Genomic DNA, 16,357 nt, shown 5'->3' with positions numbered 1-16,357 from the left:
CGCGACTGCGTCGGGCTTGGCAAGCCGCGGACCTTTTGCGACGGCCGTTGAGCCGGCTCATCGCAAGGGTTGTCGGTCAGAAGGGGTTCCAAGTCGGCTGCTGCGTCAGCTTGAGATAGCCGACATTGACGCCGAGACGTGCGCCGACGCCGGTGCGGATCGGCACGAGCACGATATGCTCGTCCGTCAGCACCGTCATGCCGACGCCCGCCACAACATAGGCCGAGCCGGAGACGCCACCGAAGCGTTTAAAGAGGCTCGGCACGCTCGGCAGGTTATAGACGAGCATCATGATGCGGCTGCCCTGCCCACCGGCATCGATGCCAAGCGAGGGGCCCTGCCAATAGACGTTGTGCTGGCCGGCATTCTTGGTGTTCAGGCTGCCCTCGCCATAGGTCAGGCCGGCCACGAAAGCGCCGGAGCCCTCCTGGCCGAGGATATAGCCGTTCGGCAGGCCATAGCTTTGAAAGGCACGCTCAACCACCTTCGCCAGGCCACCGGAGGTCGAGCCGAAGAAGCCGTGGCCGGCATCGACGATCTCCTGCATCGAATAGCCGCCATCACCGGCCTGCTGCGCCTGCGCGCCACCGGCAAAGGAAAGAAGCATGGCCAGCGCTACGAAGGCATGGACGCGGCGCAGGCGTTGAAGCACGAGTTTCGGGAGCATCGCGTGGTCCTCCTCACAGGAAAGCCGGCGGGCGGCCGGGAGACAATGCTCCCTTACCACTCACGAAAGCCCGGCAGGCGATACAGTGAACCGATCATCTTAACAATCGGTTTACCAAATATGGTGTCTTTATGATCGCAACCGCGCACCACATCGGCGCAATCTTCGTCGTATAGAAGCCAGCCACATTCCGGAAACCCGGCTGACACGGCGATCACGACGACCCCGGAGGAGACATGATGGACAAGAATCCGAATCTGACGCTGACAGGTCCCGATCTCGCGGCGCTGCTGTGCAGCCGGGTCTGCCACGACATCATCTCCCCCGTCGGTGCGATCAATAATGGCCTCGAGCTTCTCGACGAGGGCGGCGCGGATGCTGATGCGATGGATCTGATCCGCACCTCGGCACTCAACGCTTCGGTGCGGCTGAAATTTGCCCGGCTGGCCTTCGGCGCCTCCGGCTCGGTCGGCGCCTCGATCGATACCGGCGAGGCCGAGAAGGCAGCGCGCGATTTCGCCGAGGTCGAGAAGAAGACGACAGTCTCCTGGGAAGGCCCGCGGGCGATCATCGCCAAGAACCGCGTGAAGCTCCTGCTCAACCTGTTCCTGATCGCCTACGGCGCCATTCCGCGCGGCGGCTCGATCGATGTGAAGCTTGAGCAGCCGGATGGCGACGCGCATTTCACGCTGACGGCCAAGGGCAAGATGATGCGCGTGCCGCCGAAGCTGGTGGAACTCCTCTCCGGCACGGTGGAGGAAGCGATCGACGCCCATACGATCCAGCCCTATTACACCGTGCTGCTCGCGGACGAGGCGCAGATGGCGGTCGACGTCACATCGACCGGCGAGGCGATTGTCTTCACGGCCAAGACGATTTCCGTCTGAACCTGACAAAAGCTATCGCTGTTTCTTCGGTAACTGTTTCTTTGCCAAAATCGGCTAATTCTGGATGTCGGGCATGTGGAAGCCCGGTCCAGGGAAGCCAGGGAAGAAGGAGCCGAAGATGCAGCGCTTGATGATCGCCGATGACTCGGACGTTGTCCGCAAGGTCGGGAAGCGCATTTTGACCGGAATGGGCTTCGTCGTTGCCGAGGCGGCCAATGGCCTGGAGGCCTTTGCCCGCTCGCGCGAGGAGCTGCCGAATATCCTCATCGTCGATGCAAGCCTGGACGGCGCGCTGGATCTGATCGCCAATATCCGCCTGCTGCCGAACGGCAAGTCCGTGCGCATCTACTACTGTGTCGTGGAAGCCGACCTGAAGAAGATGATGGCCGGCAAGCGGGCCGGCGCGGATGACTTCCTGCTCAAGCCCTTCGACCGCAAGATCCTGACCAGTGTGTTCGGCGCCTACGCTGCCGCCGCCTGATCCCCTCCCCTCGAAAATTTTCGCTTGGCCGAAGCCGCGTTCCCGACGCGGCTTTTTTCGTCGCCGGATCTGCACCTGACCATCAAACGCCAAAAACCCGCCACGAAGGCGGGTCAGCGGTGTGCCGGTGCGGGCGGTCGCGCCGGCGCGGGTCGGGGGAGTGAAGGCTCAGGCGCTTTCGGCGAGATCGCCATCCGGCTCGCGCAGCACATAGCCGCGGCCCCAGACGGTCTCGATGTAATTGGCGCCGCCGGCAGCATTGGCGAGCTTCTTGCGCAGCTTGCAGATGAAGACGTCGATGATCTTCAGTTCCGGCTCGTCCATCCCGCCATAGAGATGGTTGAGGAACATTTCCTTGGTCAGCGTCGTGCCCTTGCGCAGCGAGAGGAGCTCCAGCATCTGGTACTCCTTACCGGTCAGGTGCACCCGCTGCCCGCCGACTTCGACCGTCTTGGCGTCCAGATTGACGATCAGTTCGCCCGTGGCGATGACCGACTGGGCATGGCCCTTGGAACGGCGGACAATGGCGTGAATGCGGGCGACGAGCTCGTCCTTGTGGAACGGCTTGGTCATGTAGTCGTCGGCGCCGAAACCGAGGCCCCGAACCTTGTCCTCGATACCGGCCATGCCGGAGAGAATGAGGATCGGCGTCTTGACCTTCGACAAGCGCAGCGTGCGCAGCACCTCATAACCGGACATATCCGGCAGGTTGAGGTCGAGGAGGATGATGTCGTAATCGTAGAGCTTTCCGAGATCCACCCCCTCTTCCCCGAGGTCGGTGGTATAAACATTGAAGCTCTCGGATTTGAGCATCAGTTCGATGCTCTGCGCCGTAGCGCTATCATCCTCGATGAGAAGAACCCGCATGTGTGATGTCCCCTTTTCCGCCGCCGAAAGGTGCAATCCTCCAGACGCGACACGGATCCAGTCGTTGCCTGATTTGAGGTTGCCACCAAATGGTTAACAAATTCTGATTCCTTCTGACAAGGGACCAAGGCCTCGTTAAATTTTTTTCGCAGCCCCTTGTTTTCATTGGTTAATACCTAGGCAAAATCTTAACCCTCCGCGTGAGGAGATCAGCCTATCCGATTCAATGGACTCGCCAATTGACTGCTTGTCGAAATTTCGCCGCCGTCATTTACCGGGCCTTAAACCACTGCCACTAGGATTAACTATGCCCGTAAACGAAAGGTTACCGGCGGTAGGCTTTTGTTAATGCCGCGGGTGATTTTTTGAAGATGCCGCGGGCAGGTGCCCACGGCAGGGTTGAGCATCGAAATCCGGGTCTCGCACTGCGGGAGTATTGCGTATGAAATCACGTGAGAGCCTTGTCCGCCTGAAAGAATTTCAGGTGAAGGACAAGCAGCGTCAGCTGAAACAACTTCAGATGATGATGGCAGAATTCGAGCGGATGACGAAGGATCTGGAACAGCAGATCGCGTTTGAGGAAAAGAAATCCGGGATCACCGATCCCGCACATTTCGCCTATCCGACCTTCGCCAAGGCCGCCCGCCAGCGGGCCGACAATCTCCAGGTCTCGATCCGGGAATTGAAGGTTCAGCAGGATGCCGCGGAACTGGCGCTGGAAGAGGTTCAGGCGGAGTTCGCCAAGGCGGCCGCGCTGGAAGAGCGCGACGGAACGGTGCGGATCCGCGCCTGAGAGCGCGCTCATCGCTGCAGATCCGGACCGCCAGTCTCGAGGCGGCCGCCGGACCGTGACTTGATCGGCCAAGCCGGTGGGATCCTGTCCCGCCGGCCTATTTGGCGTGATGCACCATGCCGCACGGCTGGCTCTCACCCTCTTCGTTCCCCGTCGGTGCCAAAAGTCGGCCGAACACGAAAAAGGGTGGCTACGGAGCGCCGCTCCGTAACCACCCTTTTCAAGAAGCAAAGCCTCGTCCTAGTGGTCTGATTTCGACATTTTCTACCGCCTGCTGAAACCTCGAGAGCAAATGTCGAAATCATTCAGACCACTAGATAAGGATATGTTTCTAGTGGAATTTGCGATTTTGACATTCGATCCTCGAGATCGCTGCAGGTGGGTATCGAATGTCGAATTCATTCCACTAGTGACGATATTGCTGGATGCGCGTCGTGCGCAGCCCAGCCAGGCCATGATCATTGATCGAAGCCTGCCAGGACAGGAATTCCTCGACCGTCAACGTATAGCGCTCGCACGCTTCCTCGAGGCTCAGGAGGCCGCCGCGCACCGCGGCAACCACCTCAGCCTTGCGTCGAATTACCCAGCGCCGCGTGTTTGCCGGCGGTAAGTCGGCAATCGTCAAAGGACTGCCATCCGGGCCGATGACATATTTCACGCGGGGTCGTACCATTTCGGTCATTGGACTCTCTACACATACTCAAGACCACATCAGGCACGTTAGTCCGCCAGCTTTAAGAATTGACTAAACCGTTCGCCGCAATTTTTCCCACTTTGCGAGAATGCGTCATCGCGCGACGATCAACGCTCGGATTCTCATCGGGACGACCGTTCCGGTGCAGTGGTCGATCCCTGGTTTGGTTACTCCTCTGTTACGCACATGGGTGCCATGCGAGAAACGACCTTCATTTCGTAATGCAAGCGACGTATAGCCACCACCATCAAGACAATCGGCATCATGATCGATGCCCTGGGTTGCTGTATCTGACGCTCTCCCTTTCGTGCTTCGCCGCTGCCGACCGATAAACGGACAGGCGCGCCAGAGCCGTTGGGGCGATCTGTCGTTGCGTGCGCTCCTCGGAAAGGGTCGCCGGAAGCCGGCGAAGAAAAACAGATGTCAGACACGACGATCCTGTCGAGCGGCGGCGGCGATTATGCGGCGCTGCTCTCCAGCCTGGACAGCGGCAGCGCACAGACCGAATATGAGGTGCTGCGGCTGATGCGCCGCTGCGCGGCGAGCTTCGATTTCGCCCATTTCATGATTGCCCGTCTACCCGGCGGCGACCGGCAGTCCTTTGCCGAGCGGCTGGTGCTGAGCAGCTGGCCAGCCGAGCTGGTGCAGCGTTACGATGCCGCGGACCTCTTTCCCGTCAGCCGGCTGGTAAGTTCAGTTCGGCGCACGAAATTGCCGCTGTTCCAAAACACGCAGAGCCTGCTCGGGCGGGAGGGGCAAGCCTTCGAGCCGGCCGATTGCCTGACCCTCGGCGAGCCCGACAGTCCCCGCCCGCCCAGCGGCACTTTCGCAGCCCTGTTCCACACCACCTATGGCGAACCCTTCATGGTGACGCTGACGGGAACGCGCGCGGCGCCGGGCCAGCTCGAAGCGGCAGGCCTCTATTATCTTCTGCTCAGCCTGTTCGAGCGGCTGGAAAGCACGATGGAAAGCACAAACCCGGTGCGCGAGAAGCTCTCCGCCCGTGAGGTTGAATGCCTGCGCTGGGCGGCGGCCGGCAAGAGCAGCGACGAGATCGCCATCATCCTCGACATCTCCGCCTATACCGTCAGCAGCTACTTCAAATCGGCAGCCCGCAAGCTCGATGCCGTCAATCGCATGCAGGCGATTGCCCGAGCCATGCGGCTGAAGATCATCTGACATTCTGCGCAGAGTCCCAAAGCGAACGGAACCACGCCGTCCATCCACGAGGCGGCAAACCTTGTCGCGGCCGGCGGGAGCTCCTATACTGTGGCCCGAGACCTGACGGCCGCCCGGCATTCCCGCCCGCCGCCGCAAAACAATCGGACGCGCCCGTGAATAGCCTCGATTTCGACCGCAAGCCGGAAGATACACGCGTTGTCGTTGCCATGTCCGGCGGCGTCGACAGTTCCGTGGTCGCGGGCATCCTGAAGCGCGAGGGCTATGATGTCTTCGGTATCACGCTTCAGCTCTATGATCACGGCGCCGCCGTGCACCGGGCCGGCTCCTGCTGCGCGGGCCAGGATATCGACGATGCCCGCCGGGTCTGCGAAGTGCTGGGCATCCCCCACTACGTACTCGACTACGAACAGCGCTTTCGCGAAACGGTGATCAACCCCTTTGCCGAAAGCTATGTGGCCGGCGAAACGCCGATCCCCTGCGTGGCCTGCAACCAGACGGTCAAGTTTGCCGATCTGCTGGCGACCGCGCGCGAACTCGGGGCCGATGCGCTCGCGACCGGCCACTATATCCGCTCGCGCCCGGCACCGCTGCCCGGCCGGCCGCAGCGCCGCGCGCTCTTTCGCCCCGCCGATGCCGATCGCGACCAGAGCTACTTCCTCTTCGCCACCACGCAGGAGCAGATCGACTATCTGCGCTTTCCGCTGGGCCATCTGACCAAGGCGGAGACGCGGGCGCTGGCCGAGGAGATGGGCCTCGTCGTCGCCAAGAAGGCCGACAGCCAGGACATCTGCTTCGTGCCGCAGGGCAAATACAGCGACATCGTCGCCAAGCTGAAGCCGAATGCGGCACTCGCCGGCGATATCGTCCATCTGGATGGGCGCCTGCTCGGCCAGCATGAAGGCATTCTCCACTATACGATCGGTCAGCGCCGGGGCATCGGGATCGCGACCGGCGAGCCGCTCTATGTCGTGCATCTCGACGCCCGCAGCCGCCGCGTCATCGTTGGCCCGAAGGAAGCGCTGGAAACGCGGCGCATCCATCTGCGCGACGTCAACTGGCTGGGCGACGTACCGCTCGAAAACCTGCCGGCGGGAGGCTTCGCCTGTTTCGCCAAGGTGCGCTCCACCCGCAGCCCGGCGCCGGCGATCCTGCGTGTCGAGAACGGCGCGGTCAGCGTCGAGCTGATGCAGGGCGAAGCCGGAATCGCACCCGGCCAGGCCTGCGCGCTCTATTCGGGCCCCGGCGAGGATGCCCGCGTCTATGGCGGCGGCTTCATCCTGCGCTCCGAACGTGAACCGGCCGCCGAAGCCGCACTCCGCGACCTGCTGCAGCCGGCTGCCTGAGGCCGCTCCCGCATCTCCCGGCACCGCGGCTAAGCCTCGTCGCGGCCCTCCCGCACCACCCGAATTTTTCCCCAAGCCTCGCTTGACACTTCGGGGAGCCAAACCTTATAAGCCGCCCACCGACCGCGACCCGCCCAAGGGTCGCATCCGGCGGCGGGGTAGCTCAGGTGGTTAGAGCAGCGGAATCATAATCCGCGTGTCGGGGGTTCAAGTCCCTCTCCCGCTACCAATTTTTCTTATCTCTACGGCTTGTTGGGCTCTGTTCTGAGGGTTTTGCTGGACGCAAACAAGCGGACTTTTAGCACTGCTGTAGCCGGACGCGACTTTTTGCGAATTTGACACCGGTTTTTGCAGTAAACAGTTTTTGCAAACGGTCTGTGTAGCCGGACGCGACTTTCCGGAATGTTGACACGGCGATCCGGAATTTTCATTTTTCCAACATGACTGTCAAAAGGCGTCCGAGCGATAGACTTTAGCGCCTGCCGACCCAGCCGAACAACTGCCGGGCCGTGAACCACGTTGCGAGGGGTGCGAAGATTCCAACTGTAAGGAACATGCTCACCGTTCTTTGAACGAGGCCGACGGGCAAGGAGGCAGTGCGCCAAAAAAAGAGCGGGGAAAAGAACAGCATCGTGACAACAGCGCCGCATACCACAGCCAGAAGCCACCCTGAATTGCCAGTTTTGCGACTGATCCAGACAAAGGCAGAGGCACCGATGGCTGCTGGTATGAGGCCAACCGGATAGGCAGGGACGATGAAATCGAACGGTGACCAGTTCATCGCCCCCACAAGCAGCCCGTGCGCCATCGCGCCGATCGCGCCGAACATGGGGCCGCAAAGAATGGCAAAGAGGATTATTTTCCAAGCGGGAGTTTGTGACATCGACCGTCCTTGTGAGAAGCTGGAGCTCGTTTGCACTATTGTCAAAGAGCGGTTGAGCCCGCTTGAAGCGGGCTCAACGATAGGCGGATACCCCGTCAGATGATGCTAGGGCGGACGGGGCATAGGTAGGATCGGATATGAAAGAGCTTGCCGTTAAAGCAGCGTATGATGCAGATTTTCTCATGGATCTTGAGGACTCCAATAGTCCCCACGACGTGGTCATTACCGCTGGCGTGCAACCGGATCGAAAGTTTTGGCTGCTCCTGGATATAGGCGAGGTCGACCGAGATTGGACGGAGCACTTTAGCGTGCTTGTCTGCACGCCTGCTGACCGACCTCGAAACGATCCTAGCGCACGGTTCTTACTGGTTCAGGAATACGATGCTCCAGCCGTCAGAGCTGCCTTGGTACGGACTGTGAAGTCATGCGAACGAGACACTTGGGAGGAGTGTCTTTCAGCTCTGCGCAAGCGTTTTAAGTGGGAATATGACTGATCATCTGTTGGGTTGGTTCAACCACCCCAACAGATCGATGACAGGTGGCAGTGTCAGTTTGTTGCCGGAAGCGGACAATCAGCGACCACTCGCTCTATGCGAATAGCCAGATAGAGCCAATGCGTTTGAAGCCATCACTAGCGCAGATGGCCATTGGTAGCGAACGAAAATGATTTCCGGATAGCGGCTCATGACACTCTGTTTCTCCTCTATCAACGCGCCACCGAGTCGCTCGTAAAATCTGCGTGCTTGATAGTTCTCACGCATGGTGAGGAGATGAACTGGCGTTTCTCTACGTTCTGATGGAAACCGATCGATGCTTTCGATGAGGAGCCTTGGGCCGAGCCTGTTTCCCTGAAAGGCTGGATCGACATACAGGTTGTGTAAGTAGCTGCCAAAATGCGTCTCCTCGCTAAAAACGAAGCATGCGAAGCCTATTAAATCGGTATGCACCTCTGCTAAGGTGATCGAAAGTTCCTCGGAGCGCACGGGAGGAGCAAGGCGTCGCTCCCACAGCTCGATCTTCTCTCTCGGCATAACTTCGGCAAGGTAGTCTGAAGGGAGAGTGCTTGCATAAGCCTCACTACTTATGCGGACGTGAAGGTTGGCGATCGACAGATAGTCGGTCGCAGAGGCGGTTCGGAAGCCCACAGAAACCACGATAAATCCTCAGCGTCAGTCATTCTGACAGGAACGTACCAGTTGGACTGTACTTTGTTGATGGACACGTGGTGCGAGACGCACACGGGCTCTGCACCCCATCACGTGATCATGGGGTGGTTAGGCTCTGGTGCTAATCTCAAGCAGGACAACAGCATAACCGGGTTCAACAAATACCCCTACTTCATGCTTTCGATCTTGTTGTAGCCGCATTGCGCGGCAGGGTTGGCCTCTCGTAGACAGTTCCTTTTAGCGGTGAGCATCGCGGCAACGTATCGAAGCCTCTGATCAGCCGTCATCTTCATGTAGCTTGAGTAAGTGGTGACCCCATAGACGTGGGCGGACAATTCCAGAGCACATCCGAACAATTCGTCCGACGGAGCACCCCTCTTCGCAATCATGACAGCCCGCTGAAATATCCCCGCCGTCGAATAGATGGCAGTGCTCACGCAACTGCTGCCCTTTGAATAAGCCTGCTCCAGCGAGCGAAGCGCGAGTGGGTCGTTTAAGCCTGTCACGCGGCTACCATTAAACATGTCGTCAACGAACGGGCGGTCGTCGGTCATGACTTGGATGAATTGCCCGGAGACTTTGTCTGCAGATTCCAGTGTCCCTCCTATAAGAACAGACATCGTCTTAACCAGTGCGAATGTGAGGTCGGCTGTCTCTAAGTCGACGCCGCCATCCGCCCGTCTGCTAGCATATGATATGACAAGCTTCTCGGGCATGTCGGTGAACAGTTCCTCCTTGCCGTTCGTTTTGCTCATGAACCTCCCGTCGCCAATATCAATCGCCACACATAGTTGCGCGGTGGCGACAAGAAGCGAAACCGAGAGGCCTATAATTAAGGCGAGCTTTTTCATGTGATCCAGCGTCCGGAGAACAGTGACTATCGTCAGAAGGTGTCGACTGCCTTACCCCACAACACCTCTCAACCTCGGCCACCTAAGCTTTCATGGTGAGATCAGTCCAGCTGAAACCACACTAGGTCCGAGTCGCCGAGCGCGATTGCCGTGCGCGTGACTCGCCAAACGTCGCCAATCGGGACGAACCTTGCTTTATGTTCGCTCCCCTTAACCAATCTCGTTGAAATTCGTCAACCCGGCTCTACAATGCGTTAAGATCAGGTTAACATATAGATATTTTACGTCTTTCTGTTCAAAAAAGGGTTTTATATGGCACAGTTTACTTATAGAGGCGTCAGGAGCGGCGTCGACATGCCTTTGACAAACGTCGACGATCTGCTGGACTATGCCAAGCCGACCAGTTCGGCGACGAAAATCCAGCTTATGGACGACGCACGCAATTACGCCCAGTTCACTGGTAGCGGCCTGAAGGTGGTCACTAAGGCGGGCAAGATCACCGACATCACTGCGGGAACCGTCACCGGTATCAAGGTGCTCGAACAGGGCTCTGCCGTTCTTACGGTCACTGGCGCGAAGATCGTCGCATCTGACCTCGGTGACGCGGTCCTCGCCGGCAAAGATTCGCTGTTCCTATCGCTGGTGCTTGCAGGTAATGACACCGTCAACGGCACTCAGTTCGCCGACGTCCTTCTAGGTCGCGCCGGCAACGATACGCTAAAGGGTAATGCCGGCAACGACATGCTGGCGGGCGGCATTGGCGCTGACAAGCTCATGGGCGGCGCGGGGTCCGATACGGCCCTCTACTCCTTCGCTACGGCGGGTGTCACCGCCAATCTCGCGAAGGCAACTCTGAACACAGGCGAAGCGAAGGGCGACACCTTCTCCTCGATCGAGAACCTGACTGGAAGCAAGTTTGCCGACAAACTTTACGGCAATAGCGGCGACAACGTGCTGACCGGCGGTGCTGGCGACGACCTGCTCGATGCCGGTGCCGGAAACGACCTCCTGATCGGCGGCGCCGGTGCTGACGCGTTCCGGGGTGGCGACGGCTCGGACTTCGCCTCTTACGAGGATGCTAAGAAGGGCGTGACGGCGAGCCTTGCCAAGCCGTCGATCAACACCGGCGACGCTAAGGGCGATACATATCTGTCAATCGAAAGCCTGACCGGCTCGGCCTTTTCGGACAAGCTTTATGGCGACAACAGCGGCAACGGCTTCTCCGGTTCTCTCGGCAACGATCTGATCGATGCCGCTGGCGGCAACGATCTCCTTATCGGCGGCGCAGGTGCCGACAGCCTTTATGGCGGCGACGGTGCCGATACTTTCCTCTACTCCTTCGTCTGGGAATCGACCGTCGAATCGGCCGGCCGCGACACGATCTTCGACTTCTCCGGCATAGCCGGTGACAAGATCAACCTGTCCGGCATGGACGCGGATACCGCGGTCGCGGGCGACCAGGCTTTTACATTCATCGCCGATGCCGCGTTCACCAATAGGGCGGGGGAACTGCGCTATGAGAAGACTGGCGGGGATACGTTCATCTACGGCGACGTGGACGGCAACGGCACTGCCGATTTCTCCATACAGCTTAAGGGTGACGCAGTGCTGACCGATAGCTACTTCATGCTCTGAGTTCGCCTCGACGCGTCCCCTCACACACAAGGCTCTCGCGATTGCACGCGGGGGCCCGTCATGCCGTGTAAATGTTGCTGACGATGGCGCAGAACTGCCTTTCTTAGGTGCCTATGTCGGCAAATCCAAAAATCGGTCGAGCCGGCCGCTAGATGCTGAAACGCAAAAAGCCAGAGCGCGTCGCTGATTGATAGGGCACGATCCGAGATTTCTTAACGTTCCCTGCAGCACCTTGCAGCTTTCTTGCCGCTTATCCTGCGCGTTGGCCAAAATAGTGAAAAGAGACGATGTTTCAACGCTTGAAGGTCTCCCCGCCATGGCGATAGCGGATTAAATAGAGCCGTTGCCATCTTCCATCGGAAGTGATCCCTGCGCAGCACACGGTCTCGGAATGTCCCGTACTAGGCCGGGGAAGCGCTTTCACCAGAATTGTGACTTGGGAGCTTCTCCGGGTGCCGCTCATAACGATCCATCTTATCAACGAATAAATCGAAAGAAGTAAAATCATAAGCCTGCAGTAGAGTCGCAACAATCCTTCGATGACAGACGCTCCGATCTCGCTCGTAACACATCAAGCAGGTCATCTCCTTGCTCGCGATCGCTGCAACACTTTGCACAGCCTTTTGAGCAGCGGGTGTCGCAATATGGTCGCCGAAAATCCTTCGAAACGTCGCCAGCTCGGGCCGCCTCCCGACCAGGCTTCGGATCGCCCGTAGGCCGGCCTCGACGGCAGGTGATGTGACCCGCCCGATTGGCTTGAGGATTGCCCACTGAGTTTCTCGTTTCCAGTCACCTGAGAACTCGCGGTCGGCCAGCCCATCGTTGACCACCCAGATGACTCAGCGCCAGGGGTTAAGGATCAATTCTTCCGCGACGGTGCATTTACCACCTGAGACTGAATTGGTCAGGCCTGCCTGCTAACGGACAAAGCTGCGTCTGCGGGAGGCGATCTGGGGACGGCAAGCACGAAATCCGCTTGGATCAGGACGAGACCAGGCTGCAGAGCTTCGCCTCCCACCCGCCCCCTCCAGTAGCGCTTTCCCCGCGAGTCGCTTAGCGAAGAACCAGCGGCGCTTGGTCGTGGTGGTTTCAGGGGAGCGGGGCATGATCGGCAAGCTCAAGGGCACGGTCGATGAGATCGGCGAGGATCATGTGGTGGTGGATGTGCATGGGGTCGGCTATGTCGCCTACTGCTCGTCGCGCACGCTGGCGAAACTCTCCGTCGGCGAGGCGGCGGTGCTGCAGATCGAGACCTATGTGCGCGAGGATCAGCTGCGGCTCTTCGGCTTCATGAGTGCGCTGGAGCGCGAGTGGTTCCGGCTTCTGCAGAGCGTGCAGGGCGTGGGATCCAAGGTGGCGCTCGCCGTGCTTTCCGTGCTCACGCCTGGCGAACTTGCCAATGCGATTGCGTTGCAGGACAAGACCGCCGTGTCGCGCGCGCCGGGCGTCGGGCCCAAGGTCGCAATCCGGATCCTGACGGAGCTTAAGAACAAGGCGCCGGCCTTTGCCGGCGAGGCGGGTCCGGCGATCGGGCTGAAGCAGGAGCTCGGCGAAGGCGTCGCGCCCGCCCCGGTAGCGGATGCGGTCTCGGCGCTGACCAATCTCGGCTATTCGCGCGATCAGGCGGCCAATGCCGTTGCCGTGGCGATGAAGACGGGCGGCGAAGGCGCCAGCAGCGCGACCCTGATCCGCCTCGGCTTGAAGGAACTGTCCCGCTGATTGCTCCGGACTACGATTCCTTTTAAGTTCCGCCCCATCGATCGGCGCATTGCGTCGGCAGCCCCCGGGCAGGTTTGCCTTGCCACCTGATCAAGATCCCGCATTGGAAAGAGTGAAATGACCGAGCCCCCCCGCCTCGTTTCCGCCGACAAGCGCGGCGAGGATGTCGATGCCGCGCTCCGGCCGCAATCGCTCGACGAATTTACCGGCCAGGCGGAAGCCCGCGCCAATCTGAAGATCTTCATCGAAGCGGCGAAGATGCGCGGCGAGGCGCTGGATCATGTGCTCTTCGTCGGCCCACCCGGCCTCGGCAAGACGACGCTGGCGCAGATCATGGCCAAGGAACTCGGCGTCAATTTCCGCTCCACCTCCGGCCCGGTCATCGCCAAGGCCGGCGATCTCGCCGCCTTGCTCACCAATCTCGAAGAGCGCGACGTGCTGTTCATCGACGAGATCCACCGGCTGAACCCGGCGGTCGAGGAAATCCTCTATCCGGCCATGGAGGATTACCAGCTCGACCTGATCATCGGCGAGGGACCGGCCGCGCGCTCGGTGAAGATCGATCTCGCCAAGTTCACGCTGGTGGCCGCCACGACACGGCTCGGCCTGCTGACGACGCCGCTGCGCGACCGCTTCGGCATTCCCGTGCGCTTGAGCTTCTACACGGTGGAGGAACTCGAATCGATCGTGCGCCGCGGCGCGCGGCTGATGGGCCTGGCGATGAGCAATGAGGGTGCGCGCGAGATCGCCCGCCGCTCGCGTGGCACGCCGCGCATTGCCGGGCGGCTCCTGCGCCGCGTCCGCGATTTTGCCGAAGTCGCCCGGGCCGAACAGGTGACGCGCGAGATCGCCGATCAGGCACTGACCCGGCTGCTCGTCGACAATATGGGCCTCGACCAGCTGGACAAGCGCTACCTGACGATGATCGCGCTCAATTTCGGTGGCGGGCCGGTCGGGATCGAAACCATTGCCGCCGGGCTTTCCGAGCCACGCGATGCGATCGAGGATATCATCGAGCCCTATATGATCCAGCAAGGCTTCATCCAGCGCACGCCGCGCGGCCGGGTCTTGACGGCCAATGCCTGGAAACATCTGGGCCTTGCCATCCCCAAGGATCTGGAGGCCAGCCAGTTCCGCCTGTTCCAGGAGGACGAATGAGGCTCTTCACCCGCCGCGGCCTTCTGAAGAGCGCCGGCGGACTCATCGTCGCCGGGATCGCCACCGGCGCCTATGGCGCAGGCATCGAAGCCCGCGCCACCCCGCGCATCGCGCGCTACAGCCTTCGCCCGACCGGCTGGCCGGAGGGGCTGAAGCTGCGCCTGGTGCTGCTCGCCGATATTCACGCCTGCGAGCCCTATATGCCGGCGGCGCGGATCGCGGCGATCTGTCAGCATGCCAATGCGCTTCAGGGCGACTTGATCCTGCTGCTCGGTGATTTCATCTCCAATATGAGCCTCTCCTTCGGCGCCGTTGCCGCGGAAGCCTGGGGCGCCGCCCTTTCGACGCTGTCCGCACCGCTCGGCGTGCATGCGATCATGGGCAATCACGACTGGTTCGATGATCCCGGCCCGCTTGCGCTCGAGAACGGGCCGACGCTCTCCCATCGTGCACTCGCCGCGATCGGCGTGCCGGTCTATGACAACCAGACCATTCGGCTCGAAAAGGACGGGCAGCCCTTCTGGCTTGCCGGCCTCGCCGACCAATGGGGCCCGCGCGAGGGCCTGGACGATCTGCCGGGCACGCTGGCGAGGATCACGGACGCGGCGCCGGTGATCCTGATGGCCCATGAGCCGGATATCTTCCCGCAGGTGCCCGCCCGCGTCGCCATCACGCTCTCCGGCCATACCCATGGCGGCCAGATCCGCCTCTTCGGCTATGCGCCGGTCGTCCCCTCCCGTTTCGGCAATCGCTATGCCTATGGGCATATCGTCGAAGGGGGGCGGCATCTCGTGGTCTCGGGCGGGCTTGGCACCTCGATCCTGCCCTTCCGGCTCGGCTCACCGCCGGAATTGACTGTCGTGGAGCTCGGCTGATGGTGAAGCGCAGGATGGTGCGGCTCGATTCCGGCGAACGGCGCTTCAATTTCCGCATCGCCGGCCTTGGCTTTCGGGATGGGCATGTGCTCGTCCACCGCGCGACCCATGAGCTGTTCTGGACCTTCCCCGGCGGGCGCGCCGAGATCGGCGAAACATCCGAACAGACGCTGAAGCGCGAGATGCGCGAGGAGCTGGGCCTCGATGTCACCGTCGACCGGCTGCTCTGGACGGTCGAGAATTTCTTCCGCTACGAGGGACGCGACTATCACGAGATCGGCTTCTATTATCAGATGACCGTGCCGCTCTCCTTCCCCTTCCACCCCTCCGCCATCGTCCATACCAACCGCGACGGCAAGGCCGAGCTCGAGTTCAAATGGGTGGAGGCGACGACGGCGGCGCTGCGCGCCCTCGATATTCCGCCCTATTTCATCGCCGAGACGATCGAAACGCTGCCGCAAGTGCCGCGCCACATCATCTGGCATGACGGGAATCTCGACGCCAAGTGAGGGAACTCCTTGCACGGCTGCCGCATTTTGCTGGCAGTGAAGAAGGAGAAGATGATGACGAAATATCGCAAAGGCTCCACGGTGTCGTGGAAATGGGGCAGCAGCACCGCAACGGGCAAGGTGGAGGAGAGCTTCACCGAGGACGTCGAGCGCACCATCAAGGGCTCGAAGATCAAGCGCAAGGCCTCCAAGGACGAGCCCGCCTATCTGATCCAGCAAGAAGATGGCGACAAGGTTCTCAAGAGCCACTCGGAACTGGAGCACGCCTGAGATGAGCGCCGGATCCGAGCATATCCCCCCGGCAGCCGTCGCCAAGGCTGCGGAAAAAGGCTTGCAGCTGCGTGAGAAGTTCGGCCGCGGCGGCACGCAGATCGGCGTGTCGCGCGCCCGTGATCTGAAGAACCGGTCTCACCTCTCGGACGATGTCGTCAAGCGCATGGTGAGCTATTTCGCACGCCACAATGTCGACAAGCGCGCCAAGAACTTCGGCGACGACGAAAACCCCTCGGCCGGCTATGTCGCTTGGCTTCTCTGGGGCGGCGACGCCGGCAAGGCGTGGGTCGAGAAGGAAAAAGCCAAGCTCGGCGATTCCGAAACCGGCACAAAGTCCAAGGCATCGTCCAAGAAGAAGACGACGCACTAAGCCG

The 16,357-nt window shown here is 60.5% G+C and carries 20 protein-coding genes and 1 tRNA gene; 14 read left to right on the top strand and 7 right to left on the bottom strand.

Translation table 11 applies throughout. The features are described 5' to 3' along the window. Positions 1-76: 76 nt before the first annotated feature. On the bottom strand, positions 77-607 hold the full coding sequence (locus ACLE20_RS08285; protein WP_410939904.1) for a DUF1134 domain-containing protein: 531 nt from the start codon (positions 605-607) through the stop codon (positions 77-79). A 299-nt stretch (positions 608-906) separates the two neighbouring features. Here ACLE20_RS08285 and chpT point away from each other — a divergent pair, with 299 nt between their 5' ends. Together chpT and ACLE20_RS08275 are read left to right on the top strand one after the other, a co-directional pair. Then, complete coding sequence (gene chpT, locus ACLE20_RS08280) at positions 907-1,554, top strand: histidine phosphotransferase ChpT (RefSeq protein WP_410939903.1); 648 nt, start codon at positions 907-909, stop codon at positions 1,552-1,554. A gap of 118 nt (positions 1,555-1,672) precedes the next feature. After that, positions 1,673-2,035, top strand: coding sequence for a response regulator (locus ACLE20_RS08275; protein WP_410939786.1), 363 nt, complete (start codon positions 1,673-1,675; stop codon positions 2,033-2,035). 168 nt (positions 2,036-2,203) lie between these two features. Here ACLE20_RS08275 and ctrA read toward each other — a convergent pair whose 3' ends face one another. Continuing rightward, on the bottom strand, positions 2,204-2,902 hold the full coding sequence (gene ctrA / locus ACLE20_RS08270) for a response regulator transcription factor CtrA (RefSeq protein WP_323103718.1): 699 nt from the start codon (positions 2,900-2,902) through the stop codon (positions 2,204-2,206). A gap of 442 nt (positions 2,903-3,344) precedes the next feature. On the opposite strand from ctrA, the gene ACLE20_RS08265 reads away from it, so the two are divergent. Next, on the top strand, positions 3,345-3,695 hold the full coding sequence (locus ACLE20_RS08265; protein ID WP_410939785.1) for a flagellar export protein FliJ: 351 nt from the start codon (positions 3,345-3,347) through the stop codon (positions 3,693-3,695). Positions 3,696-4,101: 406 nt separating this feature from the next. Here the strand turns inward: ACLE20_RS08265 and ACLE20_RS08260 are convergent, their stop codons facing one another. Beyond that, positions 4,102-4,377, bottom strand: a complete 276-nt coding sequence (locus ACLE20_RS08260; protein ID WP_062474978.1) for a DUF1153 domain-containing protein — start codon at positions 4,375-4,377, stop codon at positions 4,102-4,104. A gap of 432 nt (positions 4,378-4,809) precedes the next feature. Here ACLE20_RS08260 and ACLE20_RS08255 point away from each other — a divergent pair, with 432 nt between their 5' ends. The 3 genes from ACLE20_RS08255 (at position 4,810) to ACLE20_RS08245 (ending at position 7,143) form a co-directional block, all read left to right on the top strand. Beyond that, positions 4,810-5,568, top strand: coding sequence for a LuxR C-terminal-related transcriptional regulator (locus ACLE20_RS08255; protein ID WP_410939784.1), 759 nt, complete (start codon positions 4,810-4,812; stop codon positions 5,566-5,568). 155 nt (positions 5,569-5,723) lie between these two features. Then, positions 5,724-6,914 (top strand): tRNA 2-thiouridine(34) synthase MnmA, encoded by a 1,191-nt coding sequence (gene mnmA, locus ACLE20_RS08250; protein WP_410939783.1) that lies wholly within the window; start codon positions 5,724-5,726, stop codon positions 6,912-6,914. Between the two features lie 152 nt (positions 6,915-7,066). Beyond that, positions 7,067-7,143: transfer RNA gene (locus tag ACLE20_RS08245), tRNA-Met, on the top strand. Positions 7,144-7,386: 243 nt separating this feature from the next. On the opposite strand, the gene ACLE20_RS08240 is transcribed toward ACLE20_RS08245, so the two are convergent. Next, entirely contained in the window at positions 7,387-7,797 is a 411-nt protein-coding gene (locus ACLE20_RS08240; protein ID WP_410939782.1) for a hypothetical protein, read from the bottom strand. Between the two features lie 137 nt (positions 7,798-7,934). On the opposite strand from ACLE20_RS08240, the gene ACLE20_RS08235 reads away from it, so the two are divergent. Beyond that, positions 7,935-8,291: an Imm8 family immunity protein gene (locus ACLE20_RS08235; protein WP_410939781.1), complete on the top strand. Its 357-nt coding sequence runs from the start codon at positions 7,935-7,937 to the stop codon at positions 8,289-8,291. Positions 8,292-8,369: 78 nt separating this feature from the next. Here the strand turns inward: ACLE20_RS08235 and ACLE20_RS08230 are convergent, their stop codons facing one another. Both ACLE20_RS08230 and ACLE20_RS08225 read right to left on the bottom strand, forming a co-directional pair. Further along, positions 8,370-8,951, bottom strand: a complete 582-nt coding sequence (locus ACLE20_RS08230) for a GNAT family N-acetyltransferase (RefSeq protein ID WP_410939780.1) — start codon at positions 8,949-8,951, stop codon at positions 8,370-8,372. Between the two features lie 179 nt (positions 8,952-9,130). After that, the gene (locus tag ACLE20_RS08225) at positions 9,131-9,814 is read right to left on the bottom strand and encodes a hypothetical protein (protein WP_410939779.1); all 684 of its coding nucleotides are present in this window, start codon (positions 9,812-9,814) and stop codon (positions 9,131-9,133) included. Between the two features lie 354 nt (positions 9,815-10,168). Between ACLE20_RS08225 and ACLE20_RS08220 the strand changes: the two genes are divergently transcribed. Then, complete coding sequence (locus ACLE20_RS08220; RefSeq protein ID WP_410939778.1) at positions 10,169-11,449, top strand: calcium-binding protein; 1,281 nt, start codon at positions 10,169-10,171, stop codon at positions 11,447-11,449. 401 nt (positions 11,450-11,850) lie between these two features. On the opposite strand, the gene ACLE20_RS08215 is transcribed toward ACLE20_RS08220, so the two are convergent. After that, complete coding sequence (locus ACLE20_RS08215) at positions 11,851-12,279, bottom strand: DUF488 family protein (RefSeq protein WP_410939777.1); 429 nt, start codon at positions 12,277-12,279, stop codon at positions 11,851-11,853. Positions 12,280-12,553: 274 nt separating this feature from the next. Between ACLE20_RS08215 and ruvA the strand changes: the two genes are divergently transcribed. The 6 genes from ruvA (at position 12,554) to ACLE20_RS08185 (ending at position 16,353) form a co-directional block, all read left to right on the top strand. Beyond that, entirely contained in the window at positions 12,554-13,168 is a 615-nt protein-coding gene (gene ruvA / locus ACLE20_RS08210; protein ID WP_410939776.1) for a Holliday junction branch migration protein RuvA, read from the top strand. Positions 13,169-13,285: 117 nt separating this feature from the next. After that, the gene (gene ruvB / locus ACLE20_RS08205; protein WP_410939775.1) at positions 13,286-14,326 is read left to right on the top strand and encodes a Holliday junction branch migration DNA helicase RuvB; all 1,041 of its coding nucleotides are present in this window, start codon (positions 13,286-13,288) and stop codon (positions 14,324-14,326) included. Continuing rightward, positions 14,323-15,201 carry a metallophosphoesterase gene (locus ACLE20_RS08200; protein WP_410939774.1) on the top strand — a complete coding sequence of 293 codons (879 nt, stop codon included), beginning with the start codon at positions 14,323-14,325 and terminating at the stop codon, positions 15,199-15,201. The genes ruvB and ACLE20_RS08200 overlap by 4 nt, the downstream gene beginning before the upstream one ends. Next, a complete protein-coding gene (locus ACLE20_RS08195) occupies positions 15,201-15,710 on the top strand; it encodes an NUDIX hydrolase (protein WP_410939773.1) in 510 nt (169 codons plus the stop codon). The genes ACLE20_RS08200 and ACLE20_RS08195 overlap by 1 nt, the downstream gene beginning before the upstream one ends. Before the next feature lie 51 nt (positions 15,711-15,761). Beyond that, positions 15,762-15,980, top strand: a complete 219-nt coding sequence (locus tag ACLE20_RS08190) for a DUF2945 domain-containing protein (RefSeq protein ID WP_410939772.1) — start codon at positions 15,762-15,764, stop codon at positions 15,978-15,980. 1 nt (position 15,981) lies between these two features. Continuing rightward, complete coding sequence (locus ACLE20_RS08185) at positions 15,982-16,353, top strand: hypothetical protein (protein ID WP_410939771.1); 372 nt, start codon at positions 15,982-15,984, stop codon at positions 16,351-16,353. Positions 16,354-16,357: the final 4 nt, after the last annotated feature.

It is taken from the genome of Rhizobium sp. YIM 134829 (genome assembly GCF_046546455.1).
Note: the sequence above shows the minus strand (reverse complement) of the source record. Positions and strands in the feature narration are given on the sequence as shown.